Genomic DNA, 17,439 nt, shown 5'->3' with positions numbered 1-17,439 from the left:
TATGAAAGAACATAAAGAAAAAGGAGTAGACTTAGGACTCAGACAATTCATCAAAAGCCTGGGATATGTTGCCGGAGGAACCGCATTATTGGCGACCACTCCTTGGCTGACTTCCTGTACTCCGGAGAAACTACAAGAGATCAAGCATGAGAAAGCACGAATCGCTTTGATTGGTACCGGGTCCAGAGGACAATACCACATCCATAACCTCAAAGAAATACCTCATGCACAAATTGTTGCCGTATGTGATAATTATGCCCCCAATCTTCAACAAGCATTAGAACTTTGTCCGGATGCAAAGCCATATACGGATTACCGCAAACTACTGGAATCGAAGGACATCGATGGAGTCATCATATCCACACCACTAAACTGGCATGCACCTATTGTATTGGACGCATTAGCTGCCGGCAAACATGTCTTTTGCGAGAAAGCAATGGCACGTACCCTTGACGAGTGCAAGGCTATCTATGACACTTACAACCAGTCAGACAAAGTCCTCTACTTTTGTATGCAGCGAATGTATGACGAGAAGTACATCAAGGGAATGCAGATGATCCATTCCGGTCTCATCGGAGATGTAGTAGGTCTTCGCTGTCACTGGTTCCGTAATGCAGACTGGCGTCGTCCGGTTCCTTCACCAGAGCTGGAACGCAAAATTAATTGGAGATTATACAAAGAGAGCTCCGGAGGATTAATGACGGAATTAGCATGCCATCAGTTGGAAGTTTGTAACTGGGCAGCCCAAAAAATGCCGGAATCCATTATGGGAATGGGTGACATTGTATACTGGAAAGACGGACGAGAAGTTTATGATAGCGTCAATGTCACTTACAGATACTCGGATGGAGTTAAGATCGCATACGAATCATTGATTTCCAACAAGTTCAACGGAATGGAAGACCAGATTCTGGGAAGTAAAGGAACCATGGAAATGGCAAAAGGTATTTATTATCTGGAAGAAGATCATTCAACTTCGGGTATCCGGCAACTGATTGACCAGGTAAAAGACAAGGTCTTTGCCGCCATCCCGACAGCAGGTCCCAGTTGGCGACCGGAAACAAAAATGGAGTACACACCACACTTTATCATTGATGGAGATATTCACGTAAACAGTGGATTGAGTATGATCGGAGCAGACAAAGACGGTTCGGACATTATCCTGTCTTCTTTCTGCCAGTCGTGTATCACCGGAGAGAAAGCACAGAATGTAGTGGAAGAAGCATATTGTTCAACGGTTCTTTGTTTACTTGGAAATCAGGCAATGGATGAACAACGCCATATCCTCTTCCCCGACGAATATAAAATACCCTATATGAAATTCTAAACTATGAAAGATATTATTATCACCTCAAAAAAGTTGAAACAAGAAAGGAATATCTTTCTTCTAAGTTTCCTGCTTGCATTTATCATCAATGTAATTGCAATCATTATCTATTCCCGCCCATGGATTGAAATAATATCCCAAATCGGGTATGTCATCGTGATTAGTTTTTTCATCTATCTCATATTATGGATTCCCCGAGGAATCCTGATATTCTTGAGTCACCTTTTCCGAAGAAAAAAATAAGAGATTTACGTTTTTTGAAGGAGAATTGACGGAAATACTCATTCACATATTCTAATAACAACCTAATTTTGGAGAAAAATAGATACTATGACAACAAGAAGAGATTTTATCAAAAAAACAGTAGCAGGTACAGCTGCACTCTCATTAGGAAGCATACTTCCAGGATTCGGTTCAAGCCGTAATCAAGATATTCTGGGAGCTAACGAAAAAATACGTATCGGAGTCATTGGAGTGAACTCGAGAGGTAAGGCCCTGGCGCAAGGATTTGCCAAACTTCCAGATTGTGAAGTTACTTACATTTGTGATGTAGACTCAAGAGCATTAGAAAAATGTCAGGCTGCTATCCACAAAATTACCGGACGTACTCCCAAAGGAGAAAAAGACATTCGTAAGATGTTAGAGTCGAACGATTTTGAAGCAGTGGTGATTGCTACCCCTGACCATTGGCATGCCAAAGCAGCCATTATGGCTATGCAGGCCGGAAAGCATGTTTATCTGGAAAAACCGACCAGTCATAATCCGGCAGAAAATGAAATGTTGGTTCGAGCCGCTTTGAAATATAACCGGATTGTTCAAGTGGGTAACCAACGCCGTTCCTTTCCCAATGTAATTAAAGCTATGGAAGAAATAAAATCCGGTTCTATCGGAAAAGTGAGATATGCCAAATCTTGGTATGTCAATAATCGCCCTTCCATTGGAACAGGGAAAGTTGTTCCTGTACCTGATTATCTGGATTGGGATTTATGGCAAGGTCCTGCCCCACGTGTTGCTGATTTCAAAGATAATTTCATCCATTATAACTGGCATTGGTTCTGGAATTGGGGTACAGGTGAAGCGCTCAACAATGGAACTCACTTTATTGATATACTCCGCTGGGGATTGGGTGTAGATTATCCTACAAAGGTTGATTCTATCGGAGGTCGGTATCGTTTTCAGGACGACTGGCAAACTCCTGACACACAACTTATCACCTTCCAATTTGGTGACGAAGCATCTTTTTCATGGGAAGGACGTAGTTGTAATACGATGCCGGTAGACGGATATGGAGTAGGAACCGCATTTTATGGAGAAACCGGAACTCTCTTCATTGGCGGTGGCAATGAATATAAAATTGCAGATTTAAAAGGTAAAACGATTAAAGAGGTAAAAAGTGATTTAAAATTTGAGACCGGCAATCTGTTGAATCCATCCGAAAAGCTGGATGCCTTCCACTTCCGAAACTGGTTTGATGCCATTCGTAAAGGAACAAAGTTAAATTCCGGAATTGTAGATGCCTGTATCAGTACCCAGTTGGTACAATTAGGTAACATTGCCCAACGTGTTGGACATTCATTACAGATTGATCCGGGAAGCGGACGAATTCTTAACGATTTGGAAGCTAATAAACTTTGGGGAAGAGAGTACGAAAAAGGTTGGGAAATACGGGTTTAAATCAACTTCTCATTAAATTATCAGAGATATGTCATGTATACGACATATCTCTTTCTACTATAAAATCCACCCATTATCATCACACTTCCTTCTCTTCATCTAAAGAAACCACCCTACAAAAAGAGCAAAGAAGCTCCCTAATTGTTCCTTAAAAGTACGGAGAGCCAGTTCTATATGTTTCTCGACAGTACGAATGGAAATACCAAGTTTATCTGCAATCTCCTGATTAGTCAGAGATTTAAAGCGACTAAGGCAAAACACACTCCGGCGTTTAGGTGGCATCGTGTTAATCACACTTTGTACTGCCTCTCGCAATTCACGATAGTCGGTAGTTGGTTCATCCATACTTGAAGGTCGCTCCAATGTCATCATGTCTTCCGTTAACACTACATGAGTATTGTATTTGGCCCGAAGATGATTAAAGACTTCACGTTTGGAGAGTACATAAATATAGTTTTTGATTGACATTGTTTCGTCCAGCGCCTCACGGTGTATCCAGATTTTCATAAACACATTCTGAATAATATCTTCCGCTGCCCCTGCATCTTTCAGCATACCTTTGGCAAAAGCAAAAAAAGTAGGATAATAACGATGAAACAAGGTTTCATAGCTCCCCATGTCCCCTTCTCTCAACCGCTGTAACAACAGTTGCTCTTCAGTAGCAGAAGATAAATCAGTTTTATTCATCGTTTTTTCTAAAAAAGATTCTAGTCAACAAAGCTATAAATAATATAGAAGATATACCAAGCCGTATTTAAAATCACATCATATTGTAATATGTAAGGGAGAAATAAACAGGGAGTAGCATACTTCTGGTGACAAAACTATGAAATTAATATGAAAAATTCAAGTCTTATTGAAAATAGTGATGATTTTAAAAAAAAGTTCAAATCCGATTACGTACCCCCGTTAGATGATGTGTTCTTCATTATAGAAACGAATCACACATAGCGCGCTATTAACCATTGAATCAATTTATTTAAAGAACATGAGAAATTTTCTACTTTTATTCCTGCTACTCATGCCCGTGATTGGCAGTTGCACCGATGACTATGATGACTCGGCTGCCTGGAAGGACATTGATGGAATCTACAAAGATCTCGATCAACTGAAAGAGAAGCTAAACAGTTTACAACTGCAAGCGAATGCGTTGAGCCAGATTGTGAAAGGAGGAGCCATCACCTCTGTCACAGAAGCTGCTAACGGTGGTTATGTCATTTCTTATAAAGGAAGTGACAATATTGAGCATAGTTTCACCATTGCTACCACTGACCAAATGGTTTCCAGTCCGATTATCGGAATACAAGAAGAAGCCGGAACATATTATTGGACTACTACCACCAAAGGTCAAACGACTTTCCTGCTGGATGCCAACAAACAAAAAATACCGGTATCAGGTAGCGCCCCTCAAATACGAGTGGATGAGAATGGATATTGGATTATTAACGGCCAGCAAATTCTAGACAGCAACCAAAAGCCGATTAAAGCTGAAGGAAAAACAACTTCACTTATTACTAAAGTGGAAATGAACGATAACGGAACTGCTTCAATTACTCTAGGCAACGGAGAAACTCTATCGGTCAATACCTTTACACTATTTAATGTGGAGTTTAAAAATACAGATCAGACTGCCATTTCTCCTATTATTATAGAGGAAGGAACAAAAAACCTTACCTTAAATTATAATATCATTGGGAAAAAGGCAGCACAAGCATTGATGCTCATCACACGCAACGACGATGGATTAGAAGCCAGGTTAAATAGTAGTAATAAAACATTGGTCGTCACCTTCGCTGATGATTTCGAAGAAGGGGTAACAATGATTATGCTTTATGACACTGAAGATAACGTACTGATCAAACCGATGCGCTTCACTTTGCCTATCATTGAAAACGGAGGCATTGCTACTGCAACAGACTTCAAAGCATTTATAGATGCTGTGACCAGTGGAAGTAGTTTGCGTAAATTCAAAGATACGGAAGGAAACGTTATTCTGTTGAACGATATTGATATGAAAGATATCACGTTGACGAGCGGTGCAGGAAGTAATGTAACAAGCAATACGACCAACGCCAATACAAAAGTGGTTTATACAATCGGCGAGCAAACCTTTAACGATGTATTTGATGGTAAAGGACATTCAGTTATTAATCTGACTTTTACATATAATCTTGAAGACGGCAATATTGCCCATGGATTATTCAATGCACTCGGCAGTTCCGGTGTCATCAGGAATTTAGTGATTTCGGGTAATGCCACCATTACAGGTAAAGCTCCGCAAGGAGCTGCTATTGGCGGCTTAGTAGGCTATTGTGAGGGAAGCATACTGGCATGTACCAACCAAATAAATCTATCTTTTGAAGGAACAGACGCTGCTAATGTAGGTGTTCGAATGGGAGGTTTAGCAGGTGTATTATACGGAAATAAAATAGGCGACACAACACAAGCAAACGGTTGCAGCAACGAAGGTAACCTGACGTGCAGCAACATAGTCAACACTGCTTCCGGTGCCTATTCAGCTTTCAACCAAGGAGGTATTGCGGGATATATAGAAAATGATGAGGCTTATATCGGCTACGCAATTAACAAAGGAAATATCAGTGCACCTTCCGGGCGTGGTGGTGGAATTGCAGGAACTCTACAGGAAGGAATTATTGAAAACAGCACTAACGAAGGAGTCATTCAAGATGACGTGAATGGTGTTTTTGCTTCAACTTCCAAACGATATAATGTGAAACGCATCGGCGGACTTGCAGGAGGTATAAATACAGATAAATACCTCAAAAATTGTATTAACAACGGAAATGTCTATTCCCAAAACGGAAGTCGTGCAGGTGGATTTGTCGGACACAATGCCGGATTTGTTCAATCGTGTACAAACAATGGAATCATCTTGTCCGATGCAACTGCTGATGGAGCCAACAAACATGGTGCCGGATGGGCCTGTGGTTATAGTGGCACCAAAAACGGTACGAACTATATCACAGATTGTCATATCGGAGGTAAAGTTGGAGATTACAGTATTTACAAAAATAATCCGGAAGATACTCCGGGAGCAACTTACAGTAACGCTGTCCGTCACGGAGCTTTCTCCAAAGAAGCCAATAATTTCTCTAACCAGGATGAGGCATACTATGACTGGCAGGTGACCGAGGACCGTGAACTAGCATCAGGTATTGTGTACAAACACTACTCCTTTATCAATTTCAATCAAAATATCTATGCTATTGAAATTGACATGAACAACCCCAAAGTTACATTCGAGACAGTCATGGCAGACGAAATTTGCCCAAACCCGAATGGTAATAATAATTCAAATAATGGTAAAGTCCTCCGCGAAACCTTATCGGAGACTTGTACCAGACGAAGAGATGAAGGAAGAAACATTATTGTAGGTATAAATACCGGCTTCTTCAATTCACATGACGGCTTCCCCAGAGGAATGCATATTGAAGAAGGAGAACCGGTATTCATCAATAACCCGTATGTACGTTCTATCTTAACTAATCATGTCTGGGGATTCACCTTCTTTGACAACCGTACGGTTAGCTTCGAAAAAAGAGATTTCACAGGCAAACTGAAAGTTGGTACCAAGGAATATGAATATTATTCAGTCAATGATACTATTGTCCGTTTGAGTGGAAAACCATCATACGATGCAAACTTGTACACCTTCAGGTATGTAAAAGAGCCCCATCCCGGATTAACTAACCCGATAGGAACTAAAGCCCTATTTATCATCGGCAAGAACAACCAACCGCTAAAGGTTAACTCTGGTGATTTTGAAGCCACAATTACTAAAATCATTGACGGACGAGGCACTACAGTAGAAGCCCCATACGTAACAGATAAAAATGAATGGGTACTGCAAGTAACAGGAGACAAAGCTGACGAACTAGTTCAAAACCTAAAAACCGGTGATAAAGTACAAATCAGTGCCGAACTTAAAATAGGCAGTTCTACTAATCCAATCAAAGTACACAACTCCAGTATGTACCGCTATGTATATAATGGCGTATACTCTGCACCTCCTAAAAAAGAAGATGCAGAGACAATCAACCCGACCACCAATCTCGGTATGACACAGGATAAATCAAAGATTGTTATTTTCTGTGTAGACGGAAGGACAGATAGTGACAGAGGACTTGATTTCTACGAAGCTTACCGTGTTTGCAAAAAGTTGGGATTATATGATGTAATCCGTTTCGATGGGGGAGGCTCTACAGTAATGTGGACTTATGAGAATGGTATCGGAAAAGTAATCAATCACGTGTCGGATACGAAAGGTGAGAGAAGTTGTATGAACTATCTGCATGTCAGAGTACTCGAATAATGAATCAAACGAATGTTAATCACTGAATATATGAAAAAGTTTATAAGTATATCATTATTTATATCTGCCTGTTTTCTGGGAAGTTGCAGTTCTTACGACGACGAACGAATCTGGCAGGACCTCAACGAAATAGAAAAGACGATCGGAGATTATGAAGCTCAAGCCGAAACATTGACCAAGCAAATGACTTCACTGTCTAAAGTGATCGGGAGTTCGTTTATCACTTTAATCAGTCAGGATGCCGATGGCAACCACGTAATATCTTACAGTGACGGTGGTGGGGAAACCCACACCGTTACGATCGCTACTCAAGAAGATGCCATCAAACTTCCTATCATCACGGCCAAACAGGATACTGACAGTAAATTCTATTGGGCGCAGACGACTGATAAAGGGAAGACTTATACATTCATTCTCGACGGTGACGGAAAGAAATTTCCGATAGGCGGAACGATGCCTGACGTTAAAATAAACGAGAACGGTTATTGGAGTGTGAATGGCGCCAGCACCGGTGTATTAGCCAATGATTTAAGTAATCTGTTATTCAAATCGGCTTATATAGATGATAAAACAGGAGAAGCCGTATTTATTCTGGCAGACGGTCAGGAATTGCGTATGAGTTTACAAGAGGCACTCGGTATCCGGTTCAACAGTCCGGTTTACAATGCAGTAACAGACTATGCTACTCCGGTTAGTATTCCATATGAAATATATGGTACCCAATCGGAAAATGCATATGTAGACTTGTTTACTGCCTACAATATGGAAGTCAAAATAGATAAAGCCTCTTCCACCCTCATCGCTACCATGAAAGAAGGAGCGACTGAAGGAAATATTCTGTTGCTGGCAAGTGCAGGAAATAATACCGTATTGAAACCGATATACTTCACATACGGTACCGCAATTCTGGACGATCCACTATACCAAGGTCATGTAGGTCCTATCCAACTCAAAGGCACCCAAATGGACATAGAAATGCAGATATCTGCCAACATATTCTATCAGGTCAGTACAGAAAACGAGTGGATCACTTACAAAGGAACCCGTGCATTAATTACAACCACACATGCCTTCACCATTCTGGCTAATGAAACGGGTGACGAACGTTCCGGGAAAATAATATTCTCTAATTCGCTGTATAATATATCTTCAAGTATCGATGTGATACAAGAAGCTAAAGAAGTGGAAGCTAAAGGAGGAATCAGTACTGCTGCCGATCTAGTTAATTTTGCAAAAGCCGTAAATAACGGAACAAGTACCTCCCGCTGGCAGAATGACGCCGGAGAGATAGTATTGTTGAATGATATTGATATGTCATCCGTGACCAGTTGGACACCTATCGGTGATATAGAAGCTTCCAACTATACTACGGCCGAACCCTATGTTTCCATACATCCGTTTACTGGAACTTTCAACGGACAAGGCCATGCTATCAAGAACCTGAATTGTAGTGCAGATATAACAAATGGTGGATTGGCGTATGGTTTATTCGGTTCGATAGAAAATGCGACAATCAAAAATTTAGTTTTAGGAGATGCCAGTACCACTATAACTTGGATGATGAGCGGAACAGCATCTAAATATACTGTCATAGCTCCTCTTGTCTGCTTCGCCAAAAAATCGGTAATAGAGGGCTGTACCAACTATTATAATATCGACTTCACAGCCGATAATAAATCCGGAGAATTTAACGCACTTTCCGGCCTGGTAGGTACAATTGTCAACACAACCATTGGAGGAGAATCCAAAGCACAAGGTTGTTCCAACAGAGGATTTGTCCGTACAGGACGCATCAGCAATACAGCTAATGGCGGTACAGGTATGCAGACAGCCGGAATCTGCGCCTTCATGGCTAAAGCAGAAGGAGGAAAATTGAATTACTGCACCAACTATGGCGATATCAGTTGTCCGAGCGGAAGAACGGGCGGAATTGTAGCAACACTAATGTATGGTAACATTTACAACTGTGACAACAGAGGAACCATTGAAGATGACAAAGTAGGGCAACATGAAGGCAAAGAAGCGAGTGTGACCTACAATTACAAACGTATGGGTGGAATTGTAGGAGGTACAGACGACCTGAAAACCAAACCGGAATATACAGTAGAGTCCTGCACGAATTACGGAAATGTCATGACTCACCTAAGTGTCCGCACAGGAGGCATCATCGGTCACTCTAACATACAGATTATCGGTTGCGTAAACAAAGGTGCTGTTTTGGGAGATGTATTCACCGAAGGAAATGGGACCAACAGACATGGTCCGGGCTGGTTATGTGGTTATTCTGGTGCTTCCACTGCAACCTGGACCAATTGCAAGGCTTGTGTATGTGGAGGCTATGTCGGTGATTACAGCAAGTATAAGGACGATCCTACTTCTGCACCAGATGCCACTAACCAGAATGCATTTTGTCATGCAAACCAAAATTTCGATCCTAGTATTAATTTCTAAAAGACACAAGATATGAAAAGAATATATTTTGTCTGTTCGGTGCTTTTTTCCCTCCTGCTCACCAGTTGTGGGGATTATGATGACTCTTCGATTCAGAATAAGCTCAATGATTTCAAAGAGCGAATAGCCGCCCTTCAAACCAAAGCGGATAAACTCAATGAAGATATCTCAAAACTGGGATATTTGACGGAAGGAAATGTAATTACCTCTGTTTCCCGAAACTCGGACGGGCAATATGTTATTACCTATAAAGACAACAATAATGAAGAAAAAGCAGTTGTTGTAGCAACCCAGGAAGATGTAATAGAAGCCCCTATACTCGGTGTACGCCTCAACGATGACGACCAGTTGTATTACTGGACCACCACTATTGGCAATGAGACAAACTGGCTCACAGATGATACCGAAAAAAAAGTACCCGTCTGTGGCTATACCCCCGAAATGGGGGTAAATGCCGACGGTTACTGGACAGTCAATGGTGAGATACTCAAGGATAACAAGGGGACTCCTATTACAGCTACAACCGACGAGACGGCCATTTTTAAAAATATTACCAAGACTGATGAGGGATATCTCAAAATCACATTGGGTAATGGGGAAACACTCACACTGGAAGTGTTCAGTTCTCTGAATCTCAGGTTAAAAGCAAATGCTGTTACAAAAATAACCGATCTTTCCAGTCCCCTAAAAATTGAATATGAAGTAACGGGAGCATCTGCAGAAGAAGCATTAGTCACTATTGCCCAAGCGGTGAACGTAAAAGCAACAATCGACAAAGAGACTCATACCCTTACTGTAATATTCGAAAACAATTTTGATGAAGGTCATGTGATCATCACAGCTTACGATCTTCAGCATCTTGTACTTCGTCCTCTTTTATTCAAAAAAAATTAATCCTTAAAATGATATGAATATGAAAAAAAGAATCTTATTCACCGGACTTCTTCTGTTGCTGACTCTAGGCACTTTTGCAGTCACTCCTGTCGCTCCGGACAAGACACATGCGCAAAAGATAGTAGAAGCCATTCACAATCCGAAAACAGACTATGTAGTGGTAGTATCCCACCGGGGAGACTGGCGGGATTATCCGGAGAACTCCATCCCTGCCATCGAATCGATTATCCGCATGGGAGTTGATGTCATGGAACTAGACCTGAAACTAACAGCAGACAGTGTACTTGTCCTTTGTCACGACGGTACTATCGACCGGACTACCACAGGAAAAGGCAGAGTCAGCGACGTAACTTACGACTATATCAAAAGCTGTTTCCTGAAAACAGGTCATAACTGCCCCACTAAATACAAGATGCCGACCTTAAAAGAAGCATTGGCCGTCTGCAAAGACCGTATAGTGGTTAACATAGACCAAGGGTACCAATATTATGATTTGGTAATGGCTATCACAGAAGAATTGGGAGTCACAGAACAAATCTTGATTAAAGGTAAAAAGTCGGTTGATTTTGTAGATGCACAAGCTAAGAAGTATAAACACGCCATGATGTACATGCCCATTATTGATATCAACAAACCAAGCGGACAAGATTTGTTCCGTCAATATATGGACAAGAAAATCATTCCTCTAGCATATGAAGTATGCTGGCAGCAAGAAACTTCGGAAGTAAAAAAATGCATGAAGGATATACTTGCACAAGGTTCTAAAATCTGGGTAAATACTCTTTGGGCCTCACTCTGCGGAGGTGAAGAAGCAGGTATGTACGATGACTATGCTTTTGAACATGGGGCAGAAGTTTACCAAAAGGTATTAGATCTCGGCACATCCATCATACAAACCGACCGACCGGAGTTATTAATCAGCTACCTGAAGAAAATCGGACGGCACAATTAATCCCCGAAAGTAATTATTCTATTTACCAGATAAGAAAACATGAGAAATTTCAGATTGCTCCTTTTGGCTTCGCTTTTGGCACCGACTATCCTATGGGGACAAAGTATAAAAGACATCCGCTATGTAGATGCCTCCCAACTGACCCTTGTAGGAAAAGCCTTGCCTACCCCACATCTATATCACCGTATAGATACGGTAGCTTTCAAGGGATTTTCAAAATCAGAAAACCAGCAAGCCAGATGTTCAGCAGGATTAGCGGTTGTTTTCAGGACCAACTCACCCCAGATTGACCTGCTTCCCTCGTATAAATGGGAATACAGGAAAGATAATGTAACAGGAATAGCAGCTGCCGGCTTCGACCTCTATATCAGACAGAATAATGAATGGATATATGCCAATTCGCTAGCTCCTGCTAAACGGAACGAAGCATTCACACTGATGTATGGTATGGAGCCAAAGGAAAAAGAATGTCTGCTTTACCTGCCGATGTACAGCGAACTCGAATCTCTGAAGATAGGCATTCAGCCGGGATCTTCAATCGAAACGATCCCGAATCCTTTTGGGCAAAAAGTCGTATTCTTCGGTTCCAGTTTTACGCAAGGTATTGGAGCAAGTCGTCCGGGGATGAGTTATCCGCTGCAAATAGAGCGTAATACAAACTTACATGTCTGCAATTTAGGATTCAGTGGCAATGCCAAACTTCAGTCTTATTTTGCGGAAGTGATAGCAGCCACCGAAGCCGATGCTTTTGTATTTGATGTGTTTTCCAACCCCGACGCAATGCAAATCAAGGAACGTTTACAAGCATTTGTAGATATCATTGTAGCCAAACACCCTAAGACTCCTCTGATATTCGTACAAACTATTCAACGGGGCAATGAAGCATTTAACACCTTGATTCGAGCCAGGGAGAGTGACAAACTGGAAATAGTAGAAACTCTTATGAAAGAGATCATCCGGAAATATCCGAATATCTACCTGATAGGCAATCCGTTGCCATCTCCCGAAAACAGGGATACCTGTACCGACGGAACCCATCCGTCTGACCTCGGCTACTACTTTTGGGCTAAGAATTTAGAGAAAAAAATAATCGAAATACTAAATAAAAACAAGTGCTTATGAATATGAGATCAGATTAAAAATACAAATCTATCCCAAATAGAATATCTTATTCAGAAATAATCAACATAATATACTCATTGATAAAGAAAAAAAATGCATTTTTGTACTTTAAACAAATACGCTATGAAGATAACTAATGACATATTAAAAGATTATTTCTATGATAAGTGTTCTCACGAGGAAGAAATAGAAATCCAAAAGTGGTTGACAGAAAATGACAATAGCCTAGTGGACCAGAGTTTCCGTGAGATTATCTCTGAAATTCAAATGGAGAATCATGAGTTATCTCAAAAAGCTTTTGAGAAATTTCAAAAAGCAACTCAACCCCAACAGGTCCGCACACCACGCCCGGGACTTCAGCGTTCAATCCGCTGGATGCAGCGTGTGGCAGCCGTCCTTTTTATACCACTCTTATTTTTAGCCGGATATTTACTTCTTGACAAGAAGGCAAATACACACTGGAATGATATCACCGTACCACACGGTATGCATCAGACACTCACTCTTTCGGATGGAACGACGCTCCATGTCAATTCAGGCACGCGAGTAATTTACCCTTCCGATTTCACAGAAAATAAAAGAGAAATCTTTGTCAGTGGAGAACTCTTTGCCGATGTGGCAAAGGATCCGGACAAGCCTTTTATCATTTCTGCTGGTGACGTCCATGTGCAGGTGCTGGGTACAAAGTTCAATCTCCGTGCCTACGAGAATATCGAGACAGTAGAAGTCGCGCTCGTAGAAGGTTCGGTACTGTTCAAAACTCCAACTCATCCTAATGAGATTTTGAAGAAAGGAGAAATGATTCAGTATAACCGAACTTCACAGAAGATTGTCCGCGATACATTCCTTGCCAATCTGTACAAGTGTCCGGCCAAAAACGAAGGATTCTATTTCAGTAATCTTCCCCTTAATGATATTGTGAAGGAACTGGAATATTATTTCGATACCAGAATCATCATATTAGATCAAAAGCTAGGTGACAGCACTTACATTGCTTACTTCACTAACGGGGAAACTCTCGATGAGATTTTATCCAATCTCAATACAGACGGACAAATGTCCATAACCCGGAGTCAGGGAGTAATCTTGATTACTTCTGCAGCTCCATAAAATTAGCAGTAGTATAACCTGATATGAAGCAAACTAATATTTATAAAAAATATATATCAACGATCTGGTTTGCTTGTGTGATGATATTTTTCTCTCAACCCATTCTAGCACAAGACATAACCTTACAATTAAAGAATGTTACTGTAAAAGAAGCAATAGAAGCTTTACATAAGACCAAAAATTATTCTGTTGTGATCAAATCCGCAGAGATCAACATGAGTAAAAAAGTGTCAGTCAATGCCACTAATGCGCCTATTAAGGCCGTTTTGGATCAGATTTTTGTGGGACAGAATGTTAGCTACGCCATCAACGGGCATAGTATCATTATCAGTAAAAAGTCAGATACCAGTCAGCAAAAGCCCGGTGAGAAAAAGAAACAGACGATTACCGGTATTGTTTATGACGAAGAAGGTAATCCTGTTATAGGCGCTTCAGTGATGAACAAAGAAACCGCACAAGGAGCAATTACCGATCTGGATGGAAAGTTTTCTTTAGAAGCTTTCATACCCTCAACAATCGAAATTTCGTACGTAGGTTATGAAATGGCAACAGTCAATGTAAAAGACAATCAGACCAAGACCATCCGCCTGATTCCTTCCAGCCTGATGATTGACGAGGTAGTCGTAGTAGGCTACGGTAGTCAACGCAGAAGTAACCTGACAGGTGCCGTTTCCACCATCTCTAGTAAAGACCTGAACAACCGCCCGGTAGTGTCTGCTGCCAATGCATTGCAGGGAGCCGATCCATCTGTAAATCTTACTTTTGGTACAGGTTCGCCCGAGTCAGGGTATTCATTAAACATTCGTGGAGGTATCTCTGTCAACGGTGGCACGCCGTTAGTATTGTGTGATGGCGTAGAAGTACCGCTAAATCAAGTCAATGCAAATGATATCGAATCGATTTCTGTATTGAAAGATGCATCTTCGTGTGCCATTTATGGAGCAAAAGCATCGGCTGGTGTGGTACTTATTACCACTAAATCGGGAAGTGCCGCAACAAAAGGAAAAGCCAAAATTTCCTATAACGGTCGTTTCGGATGGACACAGAATACGACTTCCACTGATTTTATCCGTACCGGGTATGATTATGTAACTTTCGCCAACAAGTTCTACCATGCATACAATGGTGTGAATATGTATTTGTATGAAGATGAAGAACTCCAGAAGCTCTACGACCGCAGGAATGATATGACTGAGAATCCTGAACGCCCCTGGGTAGAAATCGGAGAAGACGGGAAGTACTATTATTATGGAAATACAGATTGGTATGGACACTTCTACAATCGCACCCGCCCACAGATGGAACATAACATTTCCATCACCGGAGGTGGCGAGAAGGTGAATTATTATATCAGTGGACGCTACTATCAGCAGTATGGTATGTTCAACATTGATAAAGACCTCTATAAAGATTACTCATTCCGTGCCAAGATGGATGCCCAACTGAATAAATGGATAAAATGGTCGACAAATATCGGATTGGACAACAACAATTACAGATATAACGGAACTTCCAATTATGCAATGACCATTGCTCGTCTGGAATCGAATATCAGTCCGTCATTCGTGCCTTTCAATCCTGACGGAACAATTGTGCAATATACAAACCAACTTTATGCCAACTCCCCTCTCGGAGCCGGCGACGGTGGCTATCTGACATCTCAAAGAGGGCATAACACCAAATCCAGAACACTCTTGTCTGTAGTCAACCAGATTGATATTACTTTACTGGAAGGATTGACTTTGACTGCCAATTACAGTTATCAGCAAAGAAAACAGCTGTATCGCTATCGCAACAACTCATTTGAATATTCACGTAGTCAGGGAGTGACACAGACATTCACTTCCGGAAGTATCTTTAACAACTATGAAGAAGACGAATCTTTCCCCGTCACTCATATGCTGAATTACTATGCTACTTTTGAACATTCATGGGCAAAGAAACATAATCTTAAAGTGGTGGCAGGTAGTCAGTATGAGACTTACCGTAATGTCAACAAAGATACTTCCATGACCAACTTGTCCAATGATAACCTCGACTCCTTTTCGGCAGTAACACCCGAAAGTGTGCTTACCGTATCACAAGATATCAGTGCCTATAAGACTCTTGGTTTCTTTGGGCGTATCAACTATGACTACATGGGCAAATACTTGCTTGAGGTATCCTGCCGTGCTGATGGTTCTTCCCGATTTGCAGAAGGAGACAGATGGGGAATATTCCCCTCGGTATCAGCAGGGTGGAGAATTTCTGAAGAAAACTTCTTCAAACCTGTAAGTGACTGGTGGAGCAGTTTAAAATTACGTGCTTCTGTCGGCAGTCTGGGTAACCAACAAGTAGATTATTACGCTTATCTGCAAACAATCACTTCCGATAACCAATTCAGTTATACCTTTGATGGAGAAGGAAAAGCATACTATGCGAAAATTTCCAATCCAATCTCTTCCGGGCTGACCTGGGAAACTGTTACAACATACAATGTCGGATTGGATATGTCATTCCTTAGAAACCGTCTAAGTATGAGTGCCGACTATTACGTCCGTAAAACAACGGATATGCTGACCACCTCATTGACTTTACCGGATGTATACGGTGCTTCTACCCCAAAAGCCAATTGCGCTGACTTACGGACAAACGGATGGGAATTATCTGTTTCATGGAACGATTCGTTCAAAGTAGCCAACAAGCCTTTCCGATATGGGATACAAGCTACCTTGGGAGATTACCAGCGCACAATCACCAAATACAACAACCCGGACAAACTGATTTCCGACCACTATGTAGGAAAGAAAATGGGAGAAATCTGGGGATACCATGTAGACGGATTGTTTAAAACAGACAAAGAAGCTGCGGAATATCAGGCAAAGATTAATGACAAAGCCGTGAACGGACGTGTTTACAGTAGTAAAGTAGACGGTTATCTACGTGCCGGTGATGTACGCTTTGCCGACTTGAATGGAGACAACGTGATCGGAGCAGGAGCAGGAACCGTAGATGACCCGGGCGACAAACGGATCATCGGAAATACGACTCCAAGATACAACTATTCTTTCCGCCTGGATGCAAGCTGGAATGGTTTTGACGTATCTGCTTTCTTTCAAGGGATCGGTAAAAGAGACTGGTATCCGTCCTCCAGTTCCAGTTCACAAGGAGCGAATTCTTTCTGGGGCCCCTACTCTTTCCCTTCTACCTCATTTATAGAAAAGTCATTCCCGGAAGACTGTTGGACAGAAGACAACAGAAATGCCTTCTTCCCACGCATCAGAGGTTATCAATCCTACTCCGGAGGTTCACTCGGAACAGTCAATGACCGATATATACAGAACATTGCTTATCTGCGTTTCAAGAACCTCTCTATCGGATATACCCTGCCCATCAACAAGCGTTTTTTCGAAAAAGTCCGTGTTTATGTTTCAGGAGAGAATCTATATTATTGGTCGCCTCTGAAGAAGCATAATAAAACCATTGATCCGGAATTGGCTATCTCTAGTAGCACTTACTCATCCAACACAGGTTCGGGATATGCTTATCCACGTGTTTATACTGTTGGAGTAGATATTACTTTTTAATTAATGATTA

The 17,439-nt window shown here is 41.4% G+C and carries 11 protein-coding genes; 10 read left to right on the top strand and 1 reads right to left on the bottom strand.

What is annotated here, in order from left to right:
* Position 1 precedes the first annotated feature (1 nt).
* The 3 genes from BXY_RS13870 to BXY_RS13865 all read left to right on the top strand — a co-directional run bounded on the left by BXY_RS13870 (position 2) and on the right by BXY_RS13865 (position 3,001).
* On the top strand, positions 2-1,327 hold the full coding sequence (locus BXY_RS13870) for a Gfo/Idh/MocA family protein (protein WP_015532228.1): 1,326 nt from the start codon (positions 2-4) through the stop codon (positions 1,325-1,327).
* Positions 1,328-1,330: 3 nt separating this feature from the next.
* Positions 1,331-1,570 carry a hypothetical protein gene (locus BXY_RS23605; protein ID WP_004299591.1) on the top strand — a complete coding sequence of 80 codons (240 nt, stop codon included), beginning with the start codon at positions 1,331-1,333 and terminating at the stop codon, positions 1,568-1,570.
* Positions 1,571-1,657: 87 nt separating this feature from the next.
* Positions 1,658-3,001, top strand: a complete 1,344-nt coding sequence (locus BXY_RS13865) for a Gfo/Idh/MocA family oxidoreductase (RefSeq protein ID WP_015532227.1) — start codon at positions 1,658-1,660, stop codon at positions 2,999-3,001.
* Between the two features lie 99 nt (positions 3,002-3,100).
* Here BXY_RS13865 and BXY_RS13860 read toward each other — a convergent pair whose 3' ends face one another.
* Positions 3,101-3,688 (bottom strand): RNA polymerase sigma-70 factor, encoded by a 588-nt coding sequence (locus BXY_RS13860; RefSeq protein ID WP_008642883.1) that lies wholly within the window; start codon positions 3,686-3,688, stop codon positions 3,101-3,103.
* A gap of 301 nt (positions 3,689-3,989) precedes the next feature.
* Here BXY_RS13860 and BXY_RS13855 point away from each other — a divergent pair, with 301 nt between their 5' ends.
* The 7 genes from BXY_RS13855 to BXY_RS13825 all read left to right on the top strand — a co-directional run bounded on the left by BXY_RS13855 (position 3,990) and on the right by BXY_RS13825 (position 17,429).
* Positions 3,990-7,334, top strand: coding sequence for a PL29 family lyase N-terminal domain-containing protein (locus BXY_RS13855; protein WP_008642881.1), 3,345 nt, complete (start codon positions 3,990-3,992; stop codon positions 7,332-7,334).
* Between the two features lie 30 nt (positions 7,335-7,364).
* Entirely contained in the window at positions 7,365-9,785 is a 2,421-nt protein-coding gene (locus BXY_RS13850; protein WP_229037500.1) for a PL29 family lyase N-terminal domain-containing protein, read from the top strand.
* A 12-nt stretch (positions 9,786-9,797) separates the two neighbouring features.
* On the top strand, positions 9,798-10,679 hold the full coding sequence (locus tag BXY_RS13845; RefSeq protein WP_008642877.1) for a PL29 family lyase N-terminal domain-containing protein: 882 nt from the start codon (positions 9,798-9,800) through the stop codon (positions 10,677-10,679).
* 13 nt (positions 10,680-10,692) lie between these two features.
* Positions 10,693-11,631, top strand: coding sequence for a glycerophosphodiester phosphodiesterase family protein (locus BXY_RS13840; RefSeq protein ID WP_008020125.1), 939 nt, complete (start codon positions 10,693-10,695; stop codon positions 11,629-11,631).
* A 39-nt stretch (positions 11,632-11,670) separates the two neighbouring features.
* Positions 11,671-12,753, top strand: a complete 1,083-nt coding sequence (locus tag BXY_RS13835) for an SGNH/GDSL hydrolase family protein (protein ID WP_004312647.1) — start codon at positions 11,671-11,673, stop codon at positions 12,751-12,753.
* A 123-nt stretch (positions 12,754-12,876) separates the two neighbouring features.
* On the top strand, positions 12,877-13,863 hold the full coding sequence (locus BXY_RS13830; protein ID WP_004312646.1) for a FecR family protein: 987 nt from the start codon (positions 12,877-12,879) through the stop codon (positions 13,861-13,863).
* Between the two features lie 23 nt (positions 13,864-13,886).
* Positions 13,887-17,429, top strand: coding sequence for a TonB-dependent receptor (locus BXY_RS13825; protein WP_008642873.1), 3,543 nt, complete (start codon positions 13,887-13,889; stop codon positions 17,427-17,429).
* Positions 17,430-17,439: the final 10 nt, after the last annotated feature.

The sequence above is a fragment of the Bacteroides xylanisolvens XB1A genome, from assembly GCF_000210075.1.
Classification (GTDB): Bacteria; Bacteroidota; Bacteroidia; order Bacteroidales; family Bacteroidaceae; genus Bacteroides; species Bacteroides xylanisolvens.
Note: the sequence above shows the minus strand (reverse complement) of the source record. Positions and strands in the feature narration are given on the sequence as shown.